Genomic DNA, 22,651 nt, shown 5'->3' on the forward strand with positions numbered 1-22,651 from the left:
ACCGGTATCCATGCCGGCGATGGTCTCGCATACTCACCGCTATCCCTGCTGTGCCTCAACTGGCATTGTTAAAAGCGTTTTAAAAGCTTGCGCGCACGCCCACTGTCCAACGTCTACCACTATCCTCAACCAATAACAGTTGATTGGCGTAGCGTCCGCGTTTATGAACATATTCTTCGGTGAGGTTTAACCCTTCAGCGAAGATCGAAATATCATCGGTAACGTCGTAACTTGCGCTGATATCCCACTGTTCATAATCTTCCACAATGGTCGGGCCATCGCCGTTGAGTTGTGTCAGTGATTGTACAAAATCATCGCGGCGGTTGTAGGCCAGGCGAATCTGGAATGGTCCCTGCTCATAAAAGCCGACGACGTTGTACGAATCGCTAAGACCGGTTAGTGCAAAGACTTGCTCAACATTGGCCGGGTCGAGTTCGGCATCGCTGTCCACCAATGTGGCGTTAAACATGATGCCGAAACCGGTATCGCCAAAGGTGTGTTGAACACCGAACTCCACACCGTCGACCGTTGCCGTTTCGCCGTTGTTGGGTAGCGTGTTGGTAAAGACGGCGGCGGTGTCGTTAGCGTCCGCGGCGCCGGTATCGTCACCCGTAGAAGGGTCTAACAAGGTGTCGCCGTTGGGCAGGGTGAAGGTAATGTCTTCCAGCGAGTTGACGATAAAATTCGCTACATCTTTTTTAAAGTAACCCACAGACACATAACTCGCATCGCCGTAATACCATTCCCAGGACAGATCCAGATTATCCGATTCGAAAGGTTCAAGCGCGGCGTTACCGCTGGTTGAGGTTAAATCGCCGCCCTGGCGCGTGGTGGTGATGACGGTGACCGGGGCCATGCTGTTCAACGTTGGGCGCGTCATGGTTTTTGAGGCGGCGGCGCGCACAATCATGTCGTCGGTGATATTCAGTTTGACGCTCATGTTGGGCAGGATAGCGTCGTAACTGGTCTTGGCGTTGATCGATTCGGCGGGACCGTACTGCGCCAGCATTTCCGTTTCGTCGAGGATGGTTAAACCGATGATCGGAGCCTGGGTTCCATCCACCTGGGTATCGGTACTTTCCACGCGCACACCGGTTGTTGCCGCGATTGGCATACCGTCCAGCTCACCAGCAAAGTCCACTTCCAGGTACACCGAGATAGTTTCCTCTTCCACTTCAAAAGAGTTATCGCGACGCACCGCATCAAAACTGATGGATTCACCGTTGACGCTTTGATAATACTGTTCCAGGAACGCAAAATTTTCTTCGCCGTCGTGGGCCAGCCATTGCGTTGGCATTCTGCCACTGCCGCTGACATCACTTAAAAAATCGCTGCCGGCATCAAACACGTATTGCATGTCCGCCGGAATTTCCGGCAAATCAGGATAACCGCAATAGGTACAATGGATACCCACGCCTTCATTATCCCAACGCTCCAGTGTTTTGGTTTCAGTGGAAAACATTGCCCCGAATTTTGCTTTCACCAAACCGCTGGTGCTGCCTTCATCCCAGGTGCCGTCCAGTTTTAGCTGGGTCACATCGTCTTCCACTGCCCATCCCCGGCGCAGCATCACATGCGCGCGACTGTTCTCTTTACTGAGAAAATCCTGCACACCGGCTGGTGGCTCGTAATTTGGATTGGATGGATCAAGATATGCGGTACCGTCCAGTTCCTGTTGCCCCGAATAAATATTCGGGTTGGCCGTTTCAAATTCACTGGCCACGGGCAAAATCGCATCGTCAACCTGGAAGCGGACACGGTTGGCGTAACCGATCAGCGACAGTTGATCGCCACCACCGTTATTGGCTTCGCGTTCGGCGTTGGAAAAACTTGCGTCGAAATTTAAGTTCAGGTTTTCTGTTACGTCCCAATCGGCATTAAAACCAAACAGGAACGTTTCGGTCAGGCGATCAAATTTCTTGGCGTGCATATCCGTCGCCAAACCTACTTCCTGGCGCAAATCAATCACCGTACCATTTTCATCCGTTACCGCATCGGTAATGTTCGGTGCGGTAAACCAGTGGCCGTATGACAGCGCGTTGGTTTCCACATCGAAGTCGGAATAAAGTAAATCGGTGGTGAGGGTTAAGGTATCTGAGGGAGCGAATTGCAACACCAGTGAACCATTGGTGCGCGTACGTTCTTCAAAAGTGACTTTGTGATCATAGTTGCGCGGCGAGAAAATGGTGGAGCCTTCCGGCACGCCAGCACCGCCGTTTAATTCTGTCGTGGGAATACCGACATTTTCCAGCCAGCCATCCATCTGCGCCTGATTCAGGCGAGTTTCGCGCTCCTGGTATGACAACGCCAGCAACACCCCCAAGGTATCTTCATTAAATGTATTACTGATCAAACCGGAAAATTGCGGCGAGGTGGATTCGCTGTTTTCGTCGACCAGGGCTTTCACGCTACCGGCGACTTTAAAACCGTTCATATCAAAAGGTCGTGCGGTTTGAACATTCACGGTGGCGCCGATACCGCCGGACTGCATGGTCGCCGTAGACGTTTTATGTACATTCAAACCGCTCACCAACTCCGACGCGAGCGTATCAAAACTGAATGCGCGCGAATCATTTTCTGAGGCAATCTGACGGCCATTTACCAATACGGTATTAAATTCCGGGCCGAAACCGCGCACCGTGATCAACTGCCCTTCCCCACCGGAACGGTCGATGGAGACACCGGTAATACGCTGTAAGGATTCGGCCAGGTTCGTGTCCGGAAATTTACCGATGTCTTCCGCCGAAATGGCATCTACCACACCGGGTGCATCGCGTTTCATATCCATGGATCGTTGTAAGCTGCCGCGAATACCGGTGACCAACACTTCTTCCACAGAACTGGCATCATCCTGCGCGAGTGATGGCGAGGCGGCCATGGATGACAGTATGCCGAGAATAGCACTCGATAATTTATTTTTAGTGTGCATGGAATCGATTTCCCCTTGAGTCTGATTGCTCGTGATCATGAGCTGACCATCCTCACCGACGCTCACCTTCAATCGCGTATTCGCCAACAACAACTTGACGGCTTCTTCGATGGAATAACGACCCACCAACGGATTTGCGGTGACTTCCATTGCTGCATCAAACGGAAAGATCAACGTAATGTTGGCTTGTTTGGCAAACTCGATGAGCGATAGATCCGCTCGTTGCTGAGGGATATCGAAAGGGATTATTGTGCCAAGGTGCGCGTCTTCAGCCCAGGTTGCGGAACTCAGCATCATGAACAGAGCACAGCGCAACGAGGTAGAAATCGCCGCTTCGTGTCCTTCAGAAGCGAGCGTGTTGCTCGCCTGCTGAATAGACGAATGAGCGATTTTTTTCCGCCATAAAGTCGAAGACATTTTTTTGAATAATTATTGTCATGAATCGATGTCGCAGGATGCGACGCGCATGGGCGGAGTGTAAGGTTTTACTCACAGCACAACAAGCAAGGCACGGGGAATTTTTCAGCGGGCGCGCAACAGGATCTTATTGTCATCCAGACGTTCACTTTCAATATTAAAGTTGCGGGTTAAGGTCGCTAATAAACCGTCTACGTCGCCCGCCTTGAATAAGCCGGCGATACGCGCGTGCCTGATCTGTTCATCCATGACCTCAAACTCAACCGAGGTATAACGGGTAATTTCCGTCAGCGCCTGCTCCAGGCTTTCACCGCGAAAGATTAAGTTGCCTTGCCGCCAACTTAACTGTGCCGCGATATCCGTTTCAGCCACCTGCGCAATCGTTTCCTGCGCCGAACCCAACACGACCTTTTCTCCTTTGGTCACAGCCATGGCCGTTTCCGCCAGGCGTGTCGGCGCATCAATGTCCATTGATGCCGCTGGCCGTTTGGCTACCCGTACTTTGCCATCGGTCACCAGCAATTCGACTTCGCGCTCATTGAATATCTTGACGTTAAACGCCGTGCCAACCGCCTGCACAACCCGGTCACCGGCCATCACGCTCAAAGGACGTGCGTTATCGTGCGCCACATCGATATTGATCTCGCCGCGCTCCAGAATAAATAAACGGTAGTCGGGCTCGTAGGTCACCATCACCCGTGTGTTGGTGTTCAGCACCAGCAGCGAGCCGTCGGGCAGGTTGATGGTGGAATGTTCGCCGATAGCCGTTTCATAACGCTTATCCATCAACGCAGGATGCCCGGCGAGGTAAGTCCAGCTCCAGGCAAAGGCCAGCGCGGTCAACATGACCGATGCCGCCATGGTCAAATACATTCGCACGCGCGGTTTGGCACGCTGGGGGGCATCAAATAAATCGGCCAGCCGGGCGAGGCTGTCCATGCGATCCCAGAGCGCGGCCATCTCAAACAATACCCGCCGATGCTCACGGCTTTGCCGTACCCAATCCGCGAGGCTTTGCTGCTCTTCCTCACTCAAGCCACGGTCCAGTCGCGCAATCCAGAGGCTGGCTTGCTCGTGAATCTGCTCTTTATTGGAAAATTCCACCACCTTACTCATGACTCACACCTGCTTGTGCCAAGGGTGCCTCTTCAGCAGAAAGCGCCTCGGCCGTTAGACCCTTACTTTTTTGCGGCTGACCGGACGTCAGCGCCATCATAAATCCGGTACAGCGTTTGATACCCATGGCGATATGTTTTTCCACCGTGTTCTCACTGATCCCCAGGCTCGCCGCAATCTCCTTTTGAGAATAGCCGTACACCTTGCGCAACACGAAGGCCTTGCGACACTGCTGCGGCAACTGGCGGACGGCCTCGCAGAAGTGACCGAATTCCTGGTTAGCCGCGACACGGTCATAGGTTTCATCGGCACCAGTGGCCAATTCCTGCAAATCCTCCTGCAAGTCTTCCATGCTGTCCGCCAGCCGGCTTTCGGAGCGTTTGCGATGATCCAGGGCCAGATTGCGCGCCGTGCGTAACATAAACGAGCGTGGGTGATGGATATCATCCCGCTCGCCGACCTGACAGACCCGCACATAGGTTTCCTGCACGATGTCCTCGACCTCACGGGGCGGCACAATATGCGAAACCGCCCGCGCCAGGGTGGTTCTCAGGGCAATAAACACGCTGTTGACGTTATCGTTATTAGACATAATTTTGGGCCGGTAAAAGCATTTCCATCCACTACCAGACGATTGAACCGAGCTTTTCCGCCATAGGAGCGCGAAAAAAGTCAGGAGGGTGAGATGATTGCTTCACGCCGCTGGGTGGCGCGCTTGCGCATGGCGTCAGCCTGTTTCTGATCTCCCAGAGCTTCGTAGATCTTTACCCCAAGGTCATAGAAGCGCACTTCGGCTTTTTCTTTGCTGATAGCTTTTTTCAACAGCTCGCGGGCTTGCACAGGGTCACCCGACTCCAGTGACTTATTGGCTTCGTAGTACAAGAAATAAGGGTTGCTGTTACGGTGGCGCTCTGCTAGTTGAAAAAAAGTGTCCGCCTTTTCCGGCTGTTCCATCTGCCGATACAGACCACTGAGATTACTGATGATGGTCAAATCGCCGCTATCAATGTGCAAACCCTGGAGGTACAGCGCTTCGGCTTCCTTTAAATAGCCATTGCGTCGATAGATGGTGGCCAGGTTGCTCCAGATGTAACTTTGCTCGTGATCCAACAGCAAGGCTTTGCGTAGATGCAGGAACGCTTCTTTGAATTTGCCCTCGGCGGATAACTCCATGCCGCGATTGTTATAAAACTGCGCAGCGGTGAGCTTTTCCGAGATCAAGCGCTGCTTATAGGTGCTGCTGTAACGGTTCATCTCCAGATCAATAACGACTTCGTCGCGACGCAACCTCACCTTGGAGTTGACGTGCCGCAAAAACAAAAACGCATCCTGGTTACGCAAATCCCAGGTGGGCGGCAAGTCCACTTCATTGACGTAGGCATCCAGACCAACGTGGCGCGCCATGGTGACATATAACAAGGTAAAGCTGAGGCAGTTGGCCTGACGCTCTTCAAAGGCATCTGCACCCGTCAGGGTATAAAAGGCGGAGTAGGTGATCCCATGGCCGCCGGCGACGCTCGGCGTCAGCAGCGCATTGTGCAAGGCACGGGCACGGGCAAAGTCGCCTTTGACGCCGGCTGTGTGTCGCTCGGCAAAGTCGCGCATGGCTGGCGTAAGTTCAAATAACTGCCGCTCAGGCAGCTCAGCTTCCGTGTAGTGATAACCCAACAGGGGCTCACCACTCAGAGCCAGGTCGAGTAATTGTGCATCCGGTTTCTCACCATTACCCGGTAAAACAGTGGCGCAGCCAGCCAGGAGGACGCCCAGGCACAACGCCGCAATGCTAACCCACTGATTCAGCAATTCTTTTCGCATACTTTCTCACTCGCAATACTTTTTATGCATTATGTACATTGCCAGCACGACCGGATAACACCACCACACCCGCCGAGTGCGCTCTCCACTATTTGGAGTCAACTGCGCTTATTTAAATCCCCGCTGCCGCAGGCTGTACCAAAAAAGGGCGGCAGCAGATGAATTTGCTATTCCATAGCGCACATCAACTCCTAACAGCATAGCTCCAAAATAGCCCATTGCAGACAGACGCGATCCATATAAGTGCAAAATTATGCAAAACACCTTTTTCACTCACTTTACGTCTGAATTTCTTTGTGCACATCGTGATTGGCACAGAGTTTGAATAATCACCTGTAGCAACCGGTCCGCATTGCACCCCGATAGTCGTCAACGTCACTCGAAGGAATTCGCCAAACACCTTGTGATGATTTTTTACTTTTTGCACATCAGATTGGAGCGCTTTATGGTTAACACATTCACATATAAGGGTTTACATAATCCGTCAGGGAACGCCTCGTTTTTTATCAAGGTGTTACGTCAATTTACCTTTGCAATAACTTGCTGCATTGCACTGGCAGCCACTCACGCACACGCCAAGCTCGGGCCTTCTGAAAAAGAAGATTTAAAATTCGGTTTTATTAAATTGACCGATATGGTGCCGCTCGCCGTTGCCTATGAATTAGGTTATTTCGATGATGAAGGTTTGAGCGTACAACTGGAAGCGCAAGCCAACTGGAAAGTGTTATTGGATCGTGTGATTACCGGTGAACTCGACGGTGCCCACATGCTCGCCGGGCAACCTTTGGGCGCAACGATTGGTTTTGGAACTGAAGCACACGTGGTGACGGCATTCGCCATGGATTTGCACGGGAATGCCTGCACGGTATCCAATGACGTCTGGAAAGCAATGAAACCTCACGTAACAATAAAAGATGGCAAACCGGTTCATCCGATTACTGCCGATGCACTTAAGCCGGTAATCAAAAGTTTTCACGACAAGGGAAAGTCCTTCAACATGGGCATGGTTTTTCCGGTCTCAACCCACAATTATGAATTGCGTTACTGGCTCGCTGCTGCCGGTATCAAGCCGGGATTTTATGCACCGCATAAAGGTGATATCACCGGCCAGTTGAATGCAGATGTGCTGATCTCTGTTACGCCGCCACCGCAAATGCCTGCAACACTTGAGGCCGGCACGATCAACGGTTATTGCGTGGGTGAACCCTGGAACCAGCAAGCCGTGTTTCGCAATATCGGTGTTCCGGTGGTTACCAACCGCGACCTGCGCAATAACATTGTGGAAAAAGTGTTTGGAGTAACCAAAACCTGGGCCGATGAAAATCCCAATACCCATATTCGCGTCGTGAAAGCACTGATCCGTGCGGGCAAATGGCTTGACGATAAAGACAATGCCAATCGTGCCGAAGCGGCGAAGATGATTTCACAATCACATTATGTCGGTGCCGATTATAAAGTCATTGCCAACAGCATGACCGGCGTCTTCGAATACGAGCGCGGCGATGTGCGTAAGGAACCGGACTTTAATGTGTTCTTTCGTTATCACGCCACCTATCCCTACTATTCCGATGCGGTATGGTTCCTGACACAAATGCGCCGCTGGGGCCAGATTCCCGAAGAAAAGCCCGATGCCTGGTATATGGAAACCGCGAAAAAAGTTTTCCTGCCGGAGGTGTACCAACAAGCCGCAAAAGAGTTGATTGCTGAAGGCAAATTAAAAGCCACCGATTTTCCTGACTTTGCCAGCGAAACCGGTTATCGCACCACGGATGCACACACCTTTATTGATGGCATCGTGTTTGATGGCACCAAGCCCAATGACTACCTGAGCAAGTTCGCCATTGGCTTGAAAGGTAAGGAAAAACTGTAAATCGTTTGCCGGCGCCATTGAAAGCGCCGGCTCATCAGCCAGCTATTGATACGTGACACCAATGTTGTGCCGTTCAGTACAACAGGAGAAGATGCCATGAATACCGCGATCCTTAATTTAAAAAAAATCAGCCCCGTTAAGTTATCACCGCAGCAACTACGCGATGCCGTACTTGGCGTACTGATTCCGGTCATCGGCCTGCTGTTGTTTTTATTGTTCTGGCATATCGGCTCCCAACATATCCATACCTCACTCGGTACTTTTCCGGGGCCGAAAGAAGTCGCGCAACAATGGTCCGGCCTGGTGGATGAATATCGCGCAGAGAATGAGCGGGAGCGGAAATTCTATGAGCGCCAGGAGCAACGTAACGCCGAGATCTTAGCTGAAGATCCTACAGCGGAGATTCGCGTGCGGGAGTTTAATGGTCGACCGACTTTTTTTGACAAAATTCTCACCAGCCTGATTACCGTTTTATGTGGCTTTTTGCTGGCGACTTTGATCGCTATTCCGGTGGGGATTGTGATCGGTTTGAGTCAGTCCCTGTATCGTGCGTTTAATCCACTGATCCAGTTATTCAAACCTGTGTCACCACTCGCCTGGTTGCCATTAGTGACCCTGGTGGTGAGCGCAACCTATGTCACTGACAGCCCGATGTTTTCCAAATCCTTTGTGATCTCCATGTTCACGGTAACACTCTGTTCGCTCTGGCCAACCATGATTAACACGGCAGTAGGCGTAGCCGGCGTCAGCAAGGATTTGATCAACGTGAGCCGCGTGCTGCGATTGAGTTGGTTTACCCACGTGCGCACCATCGTGTTGCCCTCGGCAATTCCGATGATGTTTACCGGCTTGCGTTTATCCCTGGGCATCGCCTGGATGGTACTGATTGCTGCCGAGATGCTCGCCCAAAATCCCGGGCTGGGAAAATTTGTGTGGGATGAATTTCAGAATGGTTCATCCGATTCACTCGGGCGTATTTGTGTGGCTGTGTTAATTATTGGTTTTATCGGTTTTATTCTGGATCGCAGTTTGCTGGCGTTACAAAGCTGGATTAACTGGGACAAGTCTGCCGTTATCCGTTAGGAGGATAGAGTGATGAGTCAGGTACAGCTGGAATTATCTAAAGTAGGCATCGAGTTTCCCACACCCAAGGGGCCTTTTTGTGCGCTGCAAAACGTCAACCTGAAGATTGCCAAGGGCGAATTTGTGTCGCTGATCGGCCACTCAGGCTGCGGCAAGTCCACCGTGTTAAATATTGTTGCCGGTTTGTATCAGGCCACGACCGGCGGTGTGGTATTGAATGGCAAGGAAGTGAACGAGCCGGGCCCGGAACGCGCTGTGGTGTTTCAAAACCATTCGCTGCTGCCGTGGCTGACCGCGTACCAGAATGTGGAGCTGGGCGTGAAGCGCGTCTTCAAAGGCAAGAAATCCCGCGCGGAAATGCGCGATTGGATTGAACACAATCTGGAACTGGTGCAGATGACCCACGCGATGCATAAACGCCCGGACGAAATATCCGGGGGTATGAAACAGCGTGTTGGCATTGCCCGCGCGCTGGCGATGGAACCGCAGATTTTATTAATGGATGAACCCTTCGGCGCGCTGGACGCATTAACCCGCGCGCACCTGCAAGACTCACTGATGGAGATTCAAAACCAGTTAGGCAATACCGTCATTATGATTACCCACGATGTTGACGAAGCCGTGCTCCTGTCTGATCGCATTGTGATGATGACTAACGGCCCGGCAGCAACGGTCGGCGAAATTCTCGAGGTAAAGTTACCGCGCCCACGTGATCGCCTGGCACTGGCCGACAATGCTGAATACAACCACTATCGCAGCGCGGTGCTGCGTTTCCTGTATGAAAAACAACGCAAGATCGAACCTATTTCACCCAAGCGCGCTGAAAAAACCACCGAAGCAAAACGTGATCATGTTGCCTAGCTGGCTCATGTGCGTCGGATTACGCGGCGTTGCCGCTAATCCGACCTACGGGGTTTGTTGAAAATAAGTGATGGCTGTGGGGCTGTGGTGGTAGAGGGGGAGATCCCTGGCCATCAGGTCGATGCCCATAAGTGCGGCCATATAGCCATCGCTGTTTTGCAGGCCAATAGGTGCGCGGCCTGCTTTGGGATAACCAAATGCGGTGGTCGGTGAGCTGACTCTCCAGCCGTGCTCACGAATTTTTTCCACCAGCGGTGCAATAAAATACGCAGCCAGATCATTTTCTTGCAGCAGTAAAGTAATCTTGGGTTGCTCCACCGTTGGAATAGCATATTGGTAATAATTCACCAAACCCTGCCACACCATATCCACATACACTTTTTCCAACGCCGCCATATCCACCCGCCGATTAGCATTCACTTGCTCGATATAGCGTTGATTAAGGTAGGCATCATCGACTTTTACATTCACGTAAACCGGTTGCAGCCCATTCTCCTGCGCAAAATCGCGCAGCTTGCGCCGCACGTTCAGGTCACCACCGGCGGCGTAATAACCGAAATGAAAATAGCCATGATAGTTTTTAAAGCCCTGCAAGAGCGCATTGGATTTTAATAGATCAATTTCGTAAGCGTACAGGTTAACTTTTTTAAACAGATTATGATCGTGGCCATGACTCGCCAACATATGCCCGGCTTTGTCGTACTGCGCCAATCGCTCTTTGTTTTTGGTGCGCGGATTGATTTTTTTGGTACGCACCAGAAACAATGCCTGCTCAACCTCCGCACGACGTAAACCGCTGATAATCATCTGCGTGCGCGCCATGCCATCCAGTGTGGCGGATGGGCCGAGTACATCTTCAAATGCAATCACAACGTCTTGCGAACGCGCTGGTGAAGCCAGTAGAAAAATAAACATGGCTACCAAGCAAACCTGATTAGCAAAACGATGCGATGAAATATTAACTGCGTTCATTATTTCCCCAAGTAATTCTCAATCGTTTGGACAGGTAGTAGGGTGTAGGGTGCGAGACACGCCGTGAATACGTCCCTGTAGGCTCAGCACCGACATCCTGTCGGTGATGGTCTCGCACCCTACACCCTACTACCTTTTGTGCCGACTTCAGGATTAGTGATTTTAATGTGTAACGTTTATTGATAAAGATGAGTGACTTCGGCAACTGACGGAGAACTATAGACTGATCTCGTATAGTTCCAATGGCAGACCATCTGGATCTTGAAAAAAGGTGTAGCGCATTCCGGTAAATTCATCCACCCGAATCGGCTCAACCTCGACACCCTGCGCCACCAGGCGTTCTACCTGCTGATGGATATCTGTCACTCGAAAAGCCAAATGCCGAAGCCCCTGGGCTTCTGGTCGGCTCGGTCGTGGCGGTGGGTTTGGAAAGGAGAATAACTCCAGCTGTGAACCGTCCGGCAACGCCAGGTCCAGCTTCCAGGAATCGCGTTCGGCGCGGTAATTCTCCGCCAAAACCCGTAGCCCGAGAATATCTACATAAAAATGTCGGGAACGGGTGTAATCGGAGCAGATAATGGCGACGTGGTGGATGCCCTGGAGTGTCATAGGTTTCTTGCGTGCAGAGAAGAGATGACAGAAAGCATAGCAATATTCCGCCGGGGTGCCAGCGGAATATTACTTTCAGATAGCGGGGCGTGAAGGCATTCACGGTTTCACTGCGTGAATGCCGGGCAGAGCCTGATAAAGGGTTAGTAGGCCGCGTTCAACAACTTCTCGATGGGATAAGCTGCACTGACGACGATTTCCTGATGCATTTGTTGTGCATCACGCAGGAGCTTTCGTGCCGGCTCAACCTGCCCGACAGGCAACGGCTTTTCGCGGACAAGTTGTTCCACTAGCTTCAAGCCCAATTGCGTTACCTGATCAACTCGTTGCGCCAGGGGTTTTATATCGGCCAGGCGCGGGTTTCGTTCGATAACCTGCATCAAAGGTTGGTGATTTTTTTCCCAGGTTTTCAGTAAAGCCAGCAGTTGTTGCCGCACTTTTTTATCGCGGGGATTTTCGAGGAAATTGTCTACCAACTGATCCAGCTCACGTACCGCCAGACTTTCCGCCGGCAGGGTATCTACAAAAAAATTTAACGGATCAGCTTTGGAGTATGTGCCATAGACATGTTTTTCATGATGGCGATGGTAATACTGTGCTTGCTCAATTGCCTGGGAAAATATTTCCAGCGGCTTGATGTCCTGCGGCTTACTGACAAATTTACTCATGCCGTCGCGCGCTTGTTGGTGGTGTTGCAGGTTAATCGAAACCACGGCGAGATCGCTGACACGCTGCATCCGGCGATACATGGAGCCATCATCTTGCAACGCCAGCGGAGACCAGAGCCGTTCACCGACAGCAAAAGCACGCGGCCACAAACGCAAATCAATCACAGTGTCATCAACCAGTTCAGCCCAGAGCGCTGCTTCGCCACCTAACACCAGTTCACGGGCCGCATCGGTCAGCGCTGGTTGATGAATGGCCGATGGCATTTGAGTTCCCGGCATTGTGGAGCCGGCAATCTGTTTGCCGCTGATCGTATAGGGTGTGTTGCCGACGATCACATCGCCCTGCAATTGTCCATTATTTAATGTAATGCGCGGTGCAAATACACCCATCCAGGTATCCAGGTGAAAGTGCGTCTCACCGTGAATATTTTTCATAGCATGAAGCGCGCGGCGTGACTTACCTGCAAAATCGATAAATCCCCGCTGGTCATCTTCATTCTCAATCAACGTAAACGTGCCTTTGATGGCACTGCCGCGTTTGCGCGGGATTTCAAATGACCAGGTCTGCCAGGTTTCGCCGGCACGCACCTGATCATTGATCGACTCCATCACCGGTACCGGGTCATTGCGATAGTGATACGCCGCCGGTTGCGGCTGATCAAGGTAATAGCCGGTGGACAAGATCGCCTGAAAACCATGGCTGATTGCATCGCTCACCGCGTCCGGCCCCTGCCAGGATTGAATGGCAATATTCTTCGGCAAATCAGGATGCTGGATTTCATCCCAGCCGATCATCTTGCGTTGATGTTTTTCCAGAATTTTTACTACGCGGCGGTTAAACCAGGCTTGCAGCGCACGGTGATCTGCCAGGGCATTTTTTTTCATAAACGCCTGGATGTCCGCATTGTTATTCCAATGCTCAGGGTCAACTTCATCGCCACCGATATGCACATATTCAAACGGAAACAGCGTGCTGATTTCCGCCATTAACTTATCGACAAATTCGTAGACCTTTTCATTGGTCGGATCGAGGGTGGGCTTGTGTACGCCCCAGCGAATTTCTTTTTCATAGGGACCGGGTGCGGACATCAATGCCGGATAGGCGAGCGCGATGGCACTGGCGTGGCCGGGAATGTCGATCTCCGGCAAGACGTGAATACCGCGCTGTTGCGCGTAAGCCACAATCTCGCGAATATCCTGCTGCGAATAATATTCGCCGTCCGACGCCAATTCGTGCAGTTTGGGGAAGGCATTGGACTCCATTCGCCAACCCTGGTCATCCGTCAAATGCCAGTGGAAGATGTTGTACTTGGCCGCCGCCAGCGCATCCAGTTGACGCTTGAGGGTGTCTATCGATAAAAAATGACGCGAAGAATCCAGCAGCACGCCGCGCCAAACAAAACGCGGCGCATCCTCAATCACCATGTGCGGGACCCGCACCGTTTTTTTCTGCACGCCAATCAGTTGCAGCAAGGTTTCCAAACCGCGCACGGCACCGGTGCGGGTATTGGCGGTGAGGTTAACCTGCGCTGAATTAACCTCAAGACGATAGGTTTCATCGCGTTCCAGGGCATAGCCGTTTTCGGTCTCCGGTATATTCGCCACCACAACACGCAACACGGGCGCGGTTATTTTTTTTGCATCGGCCTTGCGAATCGCTGGCGATACGACGGTCAGGCCGGTTTGCTTTTGCAGACGCGTCACAAAACGTTCCAGCTCTTTACGCAGCAACGGCGAGTCCGCGCCATCAATGACTACATGGAAGGATTTATCCAGTTTCAGGTAGCCGGATTGCAAGGTAAGTTGTTTGGGGTAAGGCATTAGATCCAGTTCAGTGGCGGGAGCCGCGAACGTAAAAAGCGAAAAAAAAGTCAGCAGGAAAAAAACACACGTTTTCATAAAAGCATTCACTGTTGGGTCAGGTAAGGCATCAGCAGGATCGCACCTGCTGACTATGAAAATTCAAACGAAAAATTAAAACGGCATTTTTTAGAAAAAGGTGCGCACCAGATCCACCACGTTATAGTTATCGTCGATCACACACATCTGTTGCCATTTATCAAAAGTCAGGCAGGGATGGGACGTACCAAAGGCGATGATGTCACCCACACGCACATCATCTCCCGCCGGAAAGGTCATGGCTGCGTGTTGATCCATCATGGAGACAACGCGCCATTCGCCAGAGGCTGGTGTCGGCACGTCGCTGCCCGGACGGTAATGCAAATTGGCAATGGGCAAGCCCGCATCAAAAGCCACATCGCGCTTGCCGAGGCCAATCACCGCCTGGCCCGGCTCGGGGATGGATTGCACATAAGCCCAGATTTCCATGGCCGATTGCAGATCGCCATCCACCTCGGCATCCAGCCCGCAGCGGGCCATCAAATTGTCCTGGTTGTGCATGCACAAGCCCTGGTCGTGAACGATGTAACAGCCGGGGCGGATCACCGGGATAATGCGCTGGTTCAGGTCTTCGCCAAATACCTCCGCTACGATGTCATACCAGGCGGAACCGGCACCGGTCAGCACAATTTTCTGCGCATCAAAAACGTCCTTGTTCAGCAGGTCCAGGCACACATCCTTGACCATCGTCACATGAGCCCGGATACGCTCCGCCAGGTTATCGCCCTTGATGACCCCTTCGTAGGTTTCAATACCCGCCAGTTTGATCACTGGATGGCGGGCAATTTCTTCCACCAGAACCTGAACATCCTCCGGCGTGCGGGTACCACAGCGCCCACCCGGTACACCTATCTCAATGAGCACTTGCAGGCTCTGGTTGCGCGCACTGAAGAAGCTGGCCAGCTCCCGCACATTGTCGAGCGAGTCCACCAGGCAGTAGAAATCCAGCAGGCCTTTGGCGAGCAACTCGCTGATGATCGCCATGTTGCGCTGTCCAACCAACTGGTTGGCCATGATCACCCGGCGCACACCAAAGCGATGCGCCACCGACACCTGAGTGGCGGTGGCCAGGGTCATCGCCCAGGAGCCCGCCGCCATCTGGTGCGCAAACAATGCGGGCGCCATAGTGGTCTTACCGTGGGGCGCCAGGCTGACCTTGCGTTTGTCGGCAAAGCGCTGCATCCACTGCAGGTTGTTTTCCAGCCGTGAACGATAGAGGACGGCGGCCGGCAAGCTCACATCCTCGCGCAGCAAATTCCAACCCGGCTTGCGGTAGAACTCCGGCTTGCCGCCCCCTTTAACCACCAGTGGCGCGTCGGCAAGTGCCTCGGCGATGTCCAGAGAAGAATTGTTATACACACTCATGAATAGGCCCTGATCAAGCATAAATATGGCAACATACGGCTCTTATAGCCGCCCGCTCTCACGCGGACAAAATGATAGAAACTATCACAATTTAAAGACAATTATTGGTATTTTCAAACATTCGTGTATCATGACCGAATAGCTCGGCGGTACCCGATGGTTGACGATACTGATGCCAGAGGAGCCGACCGTGAGTTATGAGATAGACATGGTGTCGCAGATCGCCAAGCTCTACGACCAGTTAAGTGACGCTGAACGGAAAATAGCTACACTGATTCTGGATGACCTGAATTTTGCTGCGCACGCCAGCATCAGCGAGCTTGCGCAGAAATCCGAGGTGAGCGAAGCCACGATCACCCGGTTTGCCCGCGCTCTGGGCTGCAAAAATGTCCGCGATCTCAAGTTGCGCCTGGCTCAATCCATGGCGGTGGGCCAGCGGTTTATCTCCGAGGTCAAGGTCGAGCCAACCGGTATCCATGGCATCTATGAAACCATCAAGAGCGCGCTGGACTTTAACGCGCAGCTTATCACCGTCGAGACGGTGTACACAGCGGTGGAGATGCTCAGCAAGGCGCGCCAGATCCTGATCTTTGGCGTGGGTGGCGGGTCCACCATCATGGCCCAGGAATGCCAGCATCGCCTGTTTCGCCTGGGATTCGCCGCGACGGCGTATTCCGATCCCATGCTGATGCGCATGGCGGCAGCGGCGATTGATAACAACGATGTCGTGATTTGTTTGTCATTGGGCGGTTATAGCCCGGATGTTAACGAGGCAGCAGAGATTGCCCGCGCGTACAGCGCCCAGACCATTGCGATTACCCCGGCCGATTCGCCGCTGGGTAAGTCGGTGGATCTGGTGATACCCATAGAGCCGATAGAGACAGATTACATCTTCAAACCCAGCGCATCGCGCTACGTCATGATGGCGGCGATCGATGTACTGGCGACGGAGCTGGCCATTAAAAACAAACGTAAGAGCCGCGAAAAACTGCGGCGTTTGAAGCACAACCTGGATATACACAAACACGGTAAGGATCGTTTGCCCCTGGGGGACTAGGGACTTCTGAAATCAGCCATTTCAGCGGTTTCCCGGCAGGCTTATCGACTTACCCCGATGAGTGATGACGATGTACGAAACCCTGATTCGTGGCGCCACCATTATTGATGGCAGCGGGGCTCCCGCCTTTGCTGCCGATGTCGCCATACGTGACGAAAGGATCTCGCTCCACCCGGCTGGCAGCAATATCCACGCCCATACCGAAATCGATGCTGAGGGTTTATTCCTCGCCCCCGGCTTTATCGATGTCCACACCCACGACGATACCCATGTCATTAAAGCCCCGGAGATGCGCGCCAAGATTACCCAGGGCGTCACTACCGTTATTGTGGGTAACTGCGGCATCAGCGCCAGCCCGGTCACCCTGACCGGTGAACCGCCCAATCCCATGAACCTGCTGGGCAAACAAAGCGACTTTAGCTACCCGACTTTTCAGGATTATGTCAGCGCCGTTGAAGCGGCCCAGCCCGCCGTCAATGTCGGTGCGCTGGTGGGCCATACGGCACTGCGCAGTAATCATATGGACGACCTGATGCGCCCGGCCACACGGCTGGAGATCGACGCCATGAAAAAGCAGCTGCGCGAGGCCATGGCACAGGGCGCTTTGGGCTTGAGCTCCGGTCTGGCCTACAACAGCGCCATCAGCGCTCCCACCGAAGAGGTCATGGCGCTGGTGGAAGAGCTGGCCCGCTTTGACGGCATCTATACCACCCATCTGCGCACCGAATTCGATGGCATTATCGAGGCGATGAACGAAGCCTTTGCGACGGCCAAACACGGCAAGATTCCACTGATTGTGTCGCACCTGAAGTGTGCCGGTGCCGGTAACTGGGGACGCAGTGGCGAGATCATCAAACACCTTGAACACCATGCTCAATCGCAAAAGATTGCCTGCGATTGCTACCCCTACTCTGCCAGTTCCAGCACCCTGGACCTGGGTCAGGTCACTGACGATTACGACGTGTTTATTACCTGGTCCGAACCGCACCCGGAGATGGGCGGACGCCTGCTGGCGGAGATTGCGGCGGACTGGAAATTGCCGCTGCTCGACGCCGCTAAAAAACTGATTCCCGCCGGCGCGGTGTATCACGGCATGGATGAAAAAGACGTACGCAATATCCTGCGTTTTCCCCGCACCATGATCGGCTCCGATGGTTTACCTAATGATCCGCATCCGCATCCGCGTTTGTGGGGCACCTTCCCGCGGGTGATCGGCCATTACGCGCGCGATCTGGGTTTGTTTGATTTGCCCGTGGCCGTGCGCAAGATGACTGGCTTGTCCGCCGAAGAATTCAAATTGCATCAACGCGGCCTGATCGCACAGAATTATTTTGCCGACCTGGTGCTGTTCAACATCGACCGCATCAAAGATACGGCGACCTTTGAGCGGCCACAACAAAGCGCTGCCGGCATCGAAAAAGTCTGGGTGAATGGCCACTTGTCGTATAGCAATGGCCAACTCAGTGCGCAGCGCACCGGCAAATTTCTCGCGCGCGCCGTGCAATCCCCGTCAACATCATCGTTAGTTTTATGTGAGGAAACCTTATGAGCATTACTCGTTTCGGTGCCGCAGGCGGCGTTGGCACCGGTGGTCAGCATTTGCCTTTTTCCAGCGCGGTAGCCGCCGGTGGTTGGTTGTATGTATCCGGTCAGACACCCATGACCGATGGTGAAGTGGTTGAAGGCGGTATCGTTGAGCAATCCCGCCTGGCAATTAACAATTGCTTGAAGATTATGGAAGGTGCCGGCTACGGTTTGGCCGACGTAGTTCATGTCACCGTCATCCTGACCGATGCACGTTATTTTCAATCGTTCAACAAAGTCTTCCGTGAAGTCTTCGGAGAACATCCACCGGCACGTATCTGCTCAGTGTGCGACCTGGTCGTGGACTGCAAGGTCGAAGTCGGTGTGGTCTGCTACAAAGATCCTGCCAAATAATATTCACGTTTTCGGCGGCGGTTTTCCTGCCGCCACACGATAAAAATTCCTACATAAAAAGCACGGGAAATCCCATGAACAGCCAGGCCTTTTTGATTGCATTCACGGTATACGTATTGTTTTTAATCTGGCTGGGTTGGGCTGTGTCGCGCAAGCAAAAAGACGGCGATGATTTCTTGCTGGCAGGACGCAGTTTGCCGCTGTTGCTGACCATGGGTACCACAGTAGCCACCATGGTCGGCACCGGTTCCTCCATGGGTGCAGTGGGTTTTGGTTATGCCAATGGTTGGGCCGGCGCCCTCTACGGCATTGGTGGTGCCATCGGCATCTTGCTGACCGCCTGGTGGTTTGCCCCCACGCGCAATTTGCACTTTATGACCATGAGTGAAGAATTGTCGTATTACGTCGGTGCGAATCTGGCGGTAAAAAATATTGTCGGCGTGCTGATTTTTCTCGCGTGTATCGGTTGGTTGGGTGCGCATATTCTCGGCGGCGGCATGTACCTGGCCTGGATCGCTGATATCGATGCAACCACCGCCAAGATTATTATCGCCGTGGGTTTCAGTATCTATGTGGTGATCGGCGGCTACAGCGCCGTAGTCTGGACCGACACCATCCAGGCCATTATTTTATTTTTCGGTTTTATCCTGATGGCCTTGTTCGCTATCGACAAGGTCGGCAGCTGGGATGCCATGATGACCGCGCAGCCTGATGCCAATATCAGCTTTCTGGCCATCGATAAAATCGGCGCGTTGCACGCGCTGTCGCTGATGATGGTGGTAGCCGTCGGTGTACTCGCAACACCATCATTTCGCCAGCGGATTTATTCCGGCGCCAGTGTCAGTTCGGTACGAAAATCGTTTGTCATGTCCGGCGGTTTGTATTTGTTTTTTTCGTTTATCCCGGCACTGATCGGCATGGCCGCCTTTGCACTCAATCCGGAACTGGATAATCGCAACTTTGCGTTTCCATTTCTCGCGCTGGAGGTACTGCCGCTGTATATCGGCATCATTGTGTTGATTGCCGGCTTGTCCGCCACCATGTCCAGCGCCAGCTCGGATGCGATTGCCGGGGTGGCGATTTTATTGCGTGATATTTTTATTATCGTGACCGGACGTTCGCCAGCCAAAGAAAAGATGATTGGTTATTCACGCATTGGCGTGGTGTTTGTCACCGGGCTCGCGTTAAGTTTTGCGCTGGCGTCGGACGATATCATCACCTACATCACCAATATGATTTCTACCGTGATGTCCGGCATGTTCGCCTGTGGTGTGCTGGGAAAATTCTGGCCGCGTTATACCTGGCAAGGTGCCATTGCATCGCTGGTGGGTGCGTCAGCAACCTCGTTTGCGGTAATGTTAACCCCCGCGGCCATGACGGCGTTAGGCAATCCGATTCTGCCTTCGGTCAGTGTTGCACTTTTGGCAGGCATCATCATCAGCCTGATGACACCACGCAATTCGGTTTCAGCGGATGAAGCTCTGGCTTTACTTGCCGCGCAACGCGATAAAACCGACAGACAACCTGCCAGCACCCCCGCCACCGAATCCTGAATACATCGTAGGTCGGATTAGCGCAGCGTAATCCGACATTTTTTTTCAGCGAGGAATCGTATTTGTTCTTCGTTGTAAGATCGCGTCGGATTACGCTGCGCTAATCCGACCTACAACATTACCAGCCAAGGTCGGCGCGCAGGCGATTAATCAAGGCTTGCGCAGAGCGCTGTTGCGTCGTGGTGTTGGGATGATAATCACAACCATAACCATCCACCTGTTCAATCTTGCCCAGATCCAGTACATGGACATTGGTCTCTTCCAATGCGGTTAACCGCGCTTTTTGATCATCGCGCGCGGCGCCGGTCAGCATCGGGCTGACAATTAAATAAATCGGTTTGCCGGGATAGTCGCGTTGAATATGATCAATCAGGCTGATCATGCGCAGTTGATATTCATCGGTAACCGAGCCCTGCCAGTAATCGTTGGTGCCTATGGCGATGGTAATCGCATCCGGCTGGTAACGCGCCACATCCCACCGGCTGTCAGGATCGTCGGCCAGGGTGCGCTTATAACGCTCAAGAATGGTCGGATTGACCGGCTTTTCTTCACCGTATGAACGCCAGGCACCAATCCCCGACCAGGCAATAGTATGCAAATCTGCATTCAGCGCATCTGCCGCCAACGCTGCATAGGTTAATTGTTGATTGCTGGTTTCCGGCGCATAAGGGCAGGCCTGGCTTTCACCTTCTACACCGTAACCGGCGGTAATGGAGTCACCCACCGCGAGCAAACGGCGTGACGGGGCCGCCGGAGGTAACAATAGCTTTCCGTCGGTGTGTGGGTCAGAGGTAAAACGAGTCACTACCGAAAAAGACTCCGTCAAACGCGTCAAACGCAGAAGGTGGACACCGGGCTTCAAACCGGATGCGAGCGTGTAAAACGCCTCGCCTTCCTTTACCCATAAATCAGACACGACACCATCCACATCCACTTCAAAACGGGTCTTGCCATTGCTGGCAATAGTGATGCCGGCCTCGGTGCCCTCAAAACGGAATTCCAGTGCCGAGCCCGGCCAGGTAAAGGCTGCTTCGCCGTGTTTATTTTGCTCGAAACGCCCAATCATTCGAACATTCTCGCCAGAAAAACCATCGGCAGAGACAGAGGAATTTGACGAGTGATGTGCGCAACCCGTCACGGCATAAAGAATCAGAATTAACAACGCGCTTTTAAACATAGAAACCTCGATAATAATTTATTTTTTTCGATGCGACCTTGCGGCTTGCTGGCCGCGAGGTGCCGTCAGGCGAGGGGAATGTAAACTGATGAAAAAGCTAAGGACAAGTTATTTAACAAAAAATATCTTGCCCATAGCCTATTTGAATACCGAGCTGATCCACTACAAGCTCAACTTGCTCACTTCACTTTTAATCGCATCGTGCTCAGCTTCCTGCCTACGCACCAATTCCCGCCGTCGTTTGGCTTCTTCAAAGCGACGCTTTTCTTCCTCTGTACCGGGAATCAACGGCTCTACTGCAACGGGCTTGCCGTCATCGTCCACGGCAACCATGGTGAAGTAACAACTGTTGGTATGACGCACTACTTTTGAGCGAATATCTTCGGTAATCACCTTGATGCCCACTTCCATCGAGGTATTACCGGTGTAATTGACCGATGCAAGAAAAGTGACCAGCTCGCCGACATTAATGGCCTGCCGAAAAATTACCCGGTCCACCGACAAGGTCACCACGTAGCGTCCGGCATAACGGCTGGCGCAGGCGTAAGCAACCTTATCGAGCCAGGATAATAATTCGCCGCCGTGCACCTTGCCGGAAAAATTAGCCATATTCGGGGTCATCAGCACACTCATGCTGAGGCGATGTTCATTGGATTCCATAACACAAACCTTTTTTGCCGTGAGTGCCGGAGTATTAGCAATTAACACACCATGCTGCTGACCGTGTTACCTATCGGCAAAGATTACGGCTTTTCTGCCCATTTTCCATTTACCTGGATGTAATGGCCCGCCTGGGTTTTTTCGATGGCTTTTTGCCCGGCCATGGCTTCAACATCACCTAGGGACAGATTGTTGTCTTTGGCCAGGCGTTGATATTGTTCCCGCCGTGCGTTGTTGATCAGCTTGACGATTTCCGCCGCATCGCCGGTTGCTTTTACTACGCCCAGATAACCGTCCGGTTGTTCGCCCACCAGCCCCTGCTCTTTTGCTGTGCCGAGATTGCTCATTGCCTGCTGCAGATTCATGGCCATCAACGGTAACGACATGGCTAACAATAAGCTACATAGACCCAGTTTTGTTAAGGATATAAATTTCATCGTAAACTCCTTGCGCATGTCAGTAGGATTAAAACAAACCGCTGGAATCGCTAAATAGCTCATCCAATTGTTTGTCGACCTTGATATAAATTTCGTGCTCAATCTTGACGTTGAGATTGATATTGATTGGCTCATTCGGCACCGCGACTTGCACCGTTGGCGTACACGCCGCCATTGCCAGAAGCAATGCCAAAAAACCACTGCGGGTAATGAACATAATATCGT

The 22,651-nt window shown here is 52.5% G+C and carries 19 protein-coding genes; 7 read left to right on the forward strand and 12 right to left on the reverse strand.

What is annotated here, in order from left to right; all coding sequences use genetic code 11:
- Positions 1–79: 79 nt before the first annotated feature.
- The 4 genes from ACSV5M_RS09025 to ACSV5M_RS09040 all read right to left on the reverse strand — a co-directional run bounded on the left by ACSV5M_RS09025 (position 80) and on the right by ACSV5M_RS09040 (position 6,277).
- Positions 80–3,346, reverse strand: coding sequence for a TonB-dependent receptor (locus tag ACSV5M_RS09025; protein WP_439175655.1), 3,267 nt, complete (start codon positions 3,344–3,346; stop codon positions 80–82).
- 105 nt (positions 3,347–3,451) lie between these two features.
- Positions 3,452–4,462: a FecR family protein gene (locus tag ACSV5M_RS09030; protein ID WP_439175656.1), complete on the reverse strand. Its 1,011-nt coding sequence runs from the start codon at positions 4,460–4,462 to the stop codon at positions 3,452–3,454.
- Positions 4,455–5,054: an RNA polymerase sigma factor gene (locus ACSV5M_RS09035; RefSeq protein ID WP_439175658.1), complete on the reverse strand. Its 600-nt coding sequence runs from the start codon at positions 5,052–5,054 to the stop codon at positions 4,455–4,457. Before ACSV5M_RS09035 ends, ACSV5M_RS09030 begins: the two co-directional genes overlap by 8 nt.
- Positions 5,055–5,134: 80 nt before the next feature.
- Entirely contained in the window at positions 5,135–6,277 is a 1,143-nt protein-coding gene (locus tag ACSV5M_RS09040; protein ID WP_439175659.1) for a hypothetical protein, read from the reverse strand.
- 445 nt (positions 6,278–6,722) lie between these two features.
- Here ACSV5M_RS09040 and ACSV5M_RS09045 point away from each other — a divergent pair, with 445 nt between their 5' ends.
- The 3 genes from ACSV5M_RS09045 to ACSV5M_RS09055 all read left to right on the forward strand — a co-directional run bounded on the left by ACSV5M_RS09045 (position 6,723) and on the right by ACSV5M_RS09055 (position 10,091).
- A complete protein-coding gene (locus tag ACSV5M_RS09045; protein ID WP_439175660.1) occupies positions 6,723–8,147 on the forward strand; it encodes a CmpA/NrtA family ABC transporter substrate-binding protein in 1,425 nt (474 codons plus the stop codon).
- Positions 8,148–8,243: 96 nt separating this feature from the next.
- A complete protein-coding gene (locus ACSV5M_RS09050; RefSeq protein WP_439175661.1) occupies positions 8,244–9,230 on the forward strand; it encodes an ABC transporter permease in 987 nt (328 codons plus the stop codon).
- Between the two features lie 12 nt (positions 9,231–9,242).
- Positions 9,243–10,091, forward strand: coding sequence for an ABC transporter ATP-binding protein (locus ACSV5M_RS09055; protein WP_439175663.1), 849 nt, complete (start codon positions 9,243–9,245; stop codon positions 10,089–10,091).
- Positions 10,092–10,136: 45 nt separating this feature from the next.
- Here ACSV5M_RS09055 and ACSV5M_RS09060 read toward each other — a convergent pair whose 3' ends face one another.
- From ACSV5M_RS09060 to ACSV5M_RS09075, 4 genes are all read right to left on the reverse strand, one after another.
- Entirely contained in the window at positions 10,137–11,063 is a 927-nt protein-coding gene (locus tag ACSV5M_RS09060; protein WP_439175664.1) for a hypothetical protein, read from the reverse strand.
- A gap of 216 nt (positions 11,064–11,279) precedes the next feature.
- Positions 11,280–11,672, reverse strand: coding sequence for an SMU1112c/YaeR family gloxylase I-like metalloprotein (gloA2, locus tag ACSV5M_RS09065; protein ID WP_439175666.1), 393 nt, complete (start codon positions 11,670–11,672; stop codon positions 11,280–11,282).
- A gap of 143 nt (positions 11,673–11,815) precedes the next feature.
- A complete protein-coding gene (locus ACSV5M_RS09070; protein WP_439175668.1) occupies positions 11,816–14,239 on the reverse strand; it encodes a beta-N-acetylhexosaminidase in 2,424 nt (807 codons plus the stop codon).
- A gap of 90 nt (positions 14,240–14,329) precedes the next feature.
- Positions 14,330–15,604: an amino acid deaminase gene (locus ACSV5M_RS09075; protein ID WP_439175669.1), complete on the reverse strand. Its 1,275-nt coding sequence runs from the start codon at positions 15,602–15,604 to the stop codon at positions 14,330–14,332.
- A 190-nt stretch (positions 15,605–15,794) separates the two neighbouring features.
- Here ACSV5M_RS09075 and ACSV5M_RS09080 point away from each other — a divergent pair, with 190 nt between their 5' ends.
- From ACSV5M_RS09080 to ACSV5M_RS09095, 4 genes are all read left to right on the forward strand, one after another.
- Complete coding sequence (locus tag ACSV5M_RS09080; protein WP_087468076.1) at positions 15,795–16,661, forward strand: MurR/RpiR family transcriptional regulator; 867 nt, start codon at positions 15,795–15,797, stop codon at positions 16,659–16,661.
- Between the two features lie 70 nt (positions 16,662–16,731).
- Positions 16,732–18,210: an N-acyl-D-amino-acid deacylase family protein gene (locus ACSV5M_RS09085; RefSeq protein WP_439175671.1), complete on the forward strand. Its 1,479-nt coding sequence runs from the start codon at positions 16,732–16,734 to the stop codon at positions 18,208–18,210.
- Positions 18,207–18,599, forward strand: coding sequence for a RidA family protein (locus ACSV5M_RS09090; RefSeq protein ID WP_439175672.1), 393 nt, complete (start codon positions 18,207–18,209; stop codon positions 18,597–18,599). Before ACSV5M_RS09085 ends, ACSV5M_RS09090 begins: the two co-directional genes overlap by 4 nt.
- 74 nt (positions 18,600–18,673) lie before the next feature.
- Positions 18,674–20,152, forward strand: coding sequence for a sodium:solute symporter family protein (locus tag ACSV5M_RS09095; RefSeq protein ID WP_439175673.1), 1,479 nt, complete (start codon positions 18,674–18,676; stop codon positions 20,150–20,152).
- A gap of 118 nt (positions 20,153–20,270) precedes the next feature.
- Here ACSV5M_RS09095 and ACSV5M_RS09100 read toward each other — a convergent pair whose 3' ends face one another.
- The 4 genes from ACSV5M_RS09100 to ACSV5M_RS09115 all read right to left on the reverse strand — a co-directional run bounded on the left by ACSV5M_RS09100 (position 20,271) and on the right by ACSV5M_RS09115 (position 22,643).
- Positions 20,271–21,329, reverse strand: coding sequence for a GDSL-type esterase/lipase family protein (locus tag ACSV5M_RS09100; RefSeq protein ID WP_439175674.1), 1,059 nt, complete (start codon positions 21,327–21,329; stop codon positions 20,271–20,273).
- Positions 21,330–21,491: 162 nt separating this feature from the next.
- Positions 21,492–21,989 carry an acyl-CoA thioesterase gene (locus tag ACSV5M_RS09105; protein WP_439175675.1) on the reverse strand — a complete coding sequence of 166 codons (498 nt, stop codon included), beginning with the start codon at positions 21,987–21,989 and terminating at the stop codon, positions 21,492–21,494.
- A gap of 83 nt (positions 21,990–22,072) precedes the next feature.
- Entirely contained in the window at positions 22,073–22,426 is a 354-nt protein-coding gene (locus ACSV5M_RS09110; RefSeq protein WP_439175676.1) for a YdbL family protein, read from the reverse strand.
- A 28-nt stretch (positions 22,427–22,454) separates the two neighbouring features.
- Positions 22,455–22,643 carry a YnbE family lipoprotein gene (locus tag ACSV5M_RS09115; protein ID WP_439175677.1) on the reverse strand — a complete coding sequence of 63 codons (189 nt, stop codon included), beginning with the start codon at positions 22,641–22,643 and terminating at the stop codon, positions 22,455–22,457.
- Positions 22,644–22,651 lie beyond the last annotated feature (8 nt).

The organism is Cellvibrio sp. ARAG 10.3 (genome assembly GCF_051846955.1).
Lineage (GTDB): Bacteria > Pseudomonadota > Gammaproteobacteria > Pseudomonadales > Cellvibrionaceae > Cellvibrio.

What these genes read in the sequence shown, in the direction of transcription:
- ACSV5M_RS09090 (WP_439175672.1), top strand. Translation starts at nt 18,207, where the DNA reads ATGAGCATTACTCGTTTCGGTGCCGCAGGCGGCGTTGGCACCGGTGGT.
- ACSV5M_RS09040 (WP_439175659.1), bottom strand. Translation starts at nt 6,277, where the DNA reads ATGCGAAAAGAATTGCTGAATCAGTGGGTTAGCATTGCGGCGTTGTGC.
- ACSV5M_RS09050 (WP_439175661.1), top strand. Translation starts at nt 8,244, where the DNA reads ATGAATACCGCGATCCTTAATTTAAAAAAAATCAGCCCCGTTAAGTTA.
- ACSV5M_RS09095 (WP_439175673.1), top strand. Translation starts at nt 18,674, where the DNA reads ATGAACAGCCAGGCCTTTTTGATTGCATTCACGGTATACGTATTGTTT.
- ACSV5M_RS09110 (WP_439175676.1), bottom strand. Translation starts at nt 22,426, where the DNA reads ATGAAATTTATATCCTTAACAAAACTGGGTCTATGTAGCTTATTGTTA.
- ACSV5M_RS09085 (WP_439175671.1), top strand. Translation starts at nt 16,732, where the DNA reads ATGTACGAAACCCTGATTCGTGGCGCCACCATTATTGATGGCAGCGGG.
- ACSV5M_RS09070 (WP_439175668.1), bottom strand. Translation starts at nt 14,239, where the DNA reads ATGAAAACGTGTGTTTTTTTCCTGCTGACTTTTTTTTCGCTTTTTACG.
- ACSV5M_RS09055 (WP_439175663.1), top strand. Translation starts at nt 9,243, where the DNA reads ATGAGTCAGGTACAGCTGGAATTATCTAAAGTAGGCATCGAGTTTCCC.
- ACSV5M_RS09115 (WP_439175677.1), bottom strand. Translation starts at nt 22,643, where the DNA reads ATGTTCATTACCCGCAGTGGTTTTTTGGCATTGCTTCTGGCAATGGCG.
- ACSV5M_RS09105 (WP_439175675.1), bottom strand. Translation starts at nt 21,989, where the DNA reads ATGGAATCCAATGAACATCGCCTCAGCATGAGTGTGCTGATGACCCCG.
- ACSV5M_RS09045 (WP_439175660.1), top strand. Translation starts at nt 6,723, where the DNA reads ATGGTTAACACATTCACATATAAGGGTTTACATAATCCGTCAGGGAAC.
- ACSV5M_RS09035 (WP_439175658.1), bottom strand. Translation starts at nt 5,054, where the DNA reads ATGTCTAATAACGATAACGTCAACAGCGTGTTTATTGCCCTGAGAACC.
- gloA2 (WP_439175666.1), bottom strand. Translation starts at nt 11,672, where the DNA reads ATGACACTCCAGGGCATCCACCACGTCGCCATTATCTGCTCCGATTAC.
- ACSV5M_RS09030 (WP_439175656.1), bottom strand. Translation starts at nt 4,462, where the DNA reads ATGAGTAAGGTGGTGGAATTTTCCAATAAAGAGCAGATTCACGAGCAA.
- ACSV5M_RS09060 (WP_439175664.1), bottom strand. Translation starts at nt 11,063, where the DNA reads ATGAACGCAGTTAATATTTCATCGCATCGTTTTGCTAATCAGGTTTGC.
- ACSV5M_RS09075 (WP_439175669.1), bottom strand. Translation starts at nt 15,604, where the DNA reads ATGAGTGTGTATAACAATTCTTCTCTGGACATCGCCGAGGCACTTGCC.
- ACSV5M_RS09025 (WP_439175655.1), bottom strand. Translation starts at nt 3,346, where the DNA reads ATGTCTTCGACTTTATGGCGGAAAAAAATCGCTCATTCGTCTATTCAG.
- ACSV5M_RS09100 (WP_439175674.1), bottom strand. Translation starts at nt 21,329, where the DNA reads ATGTTTAAAAGCGCGTTGTTAATTCTGATTCTTTATGCCGTGACGGGT.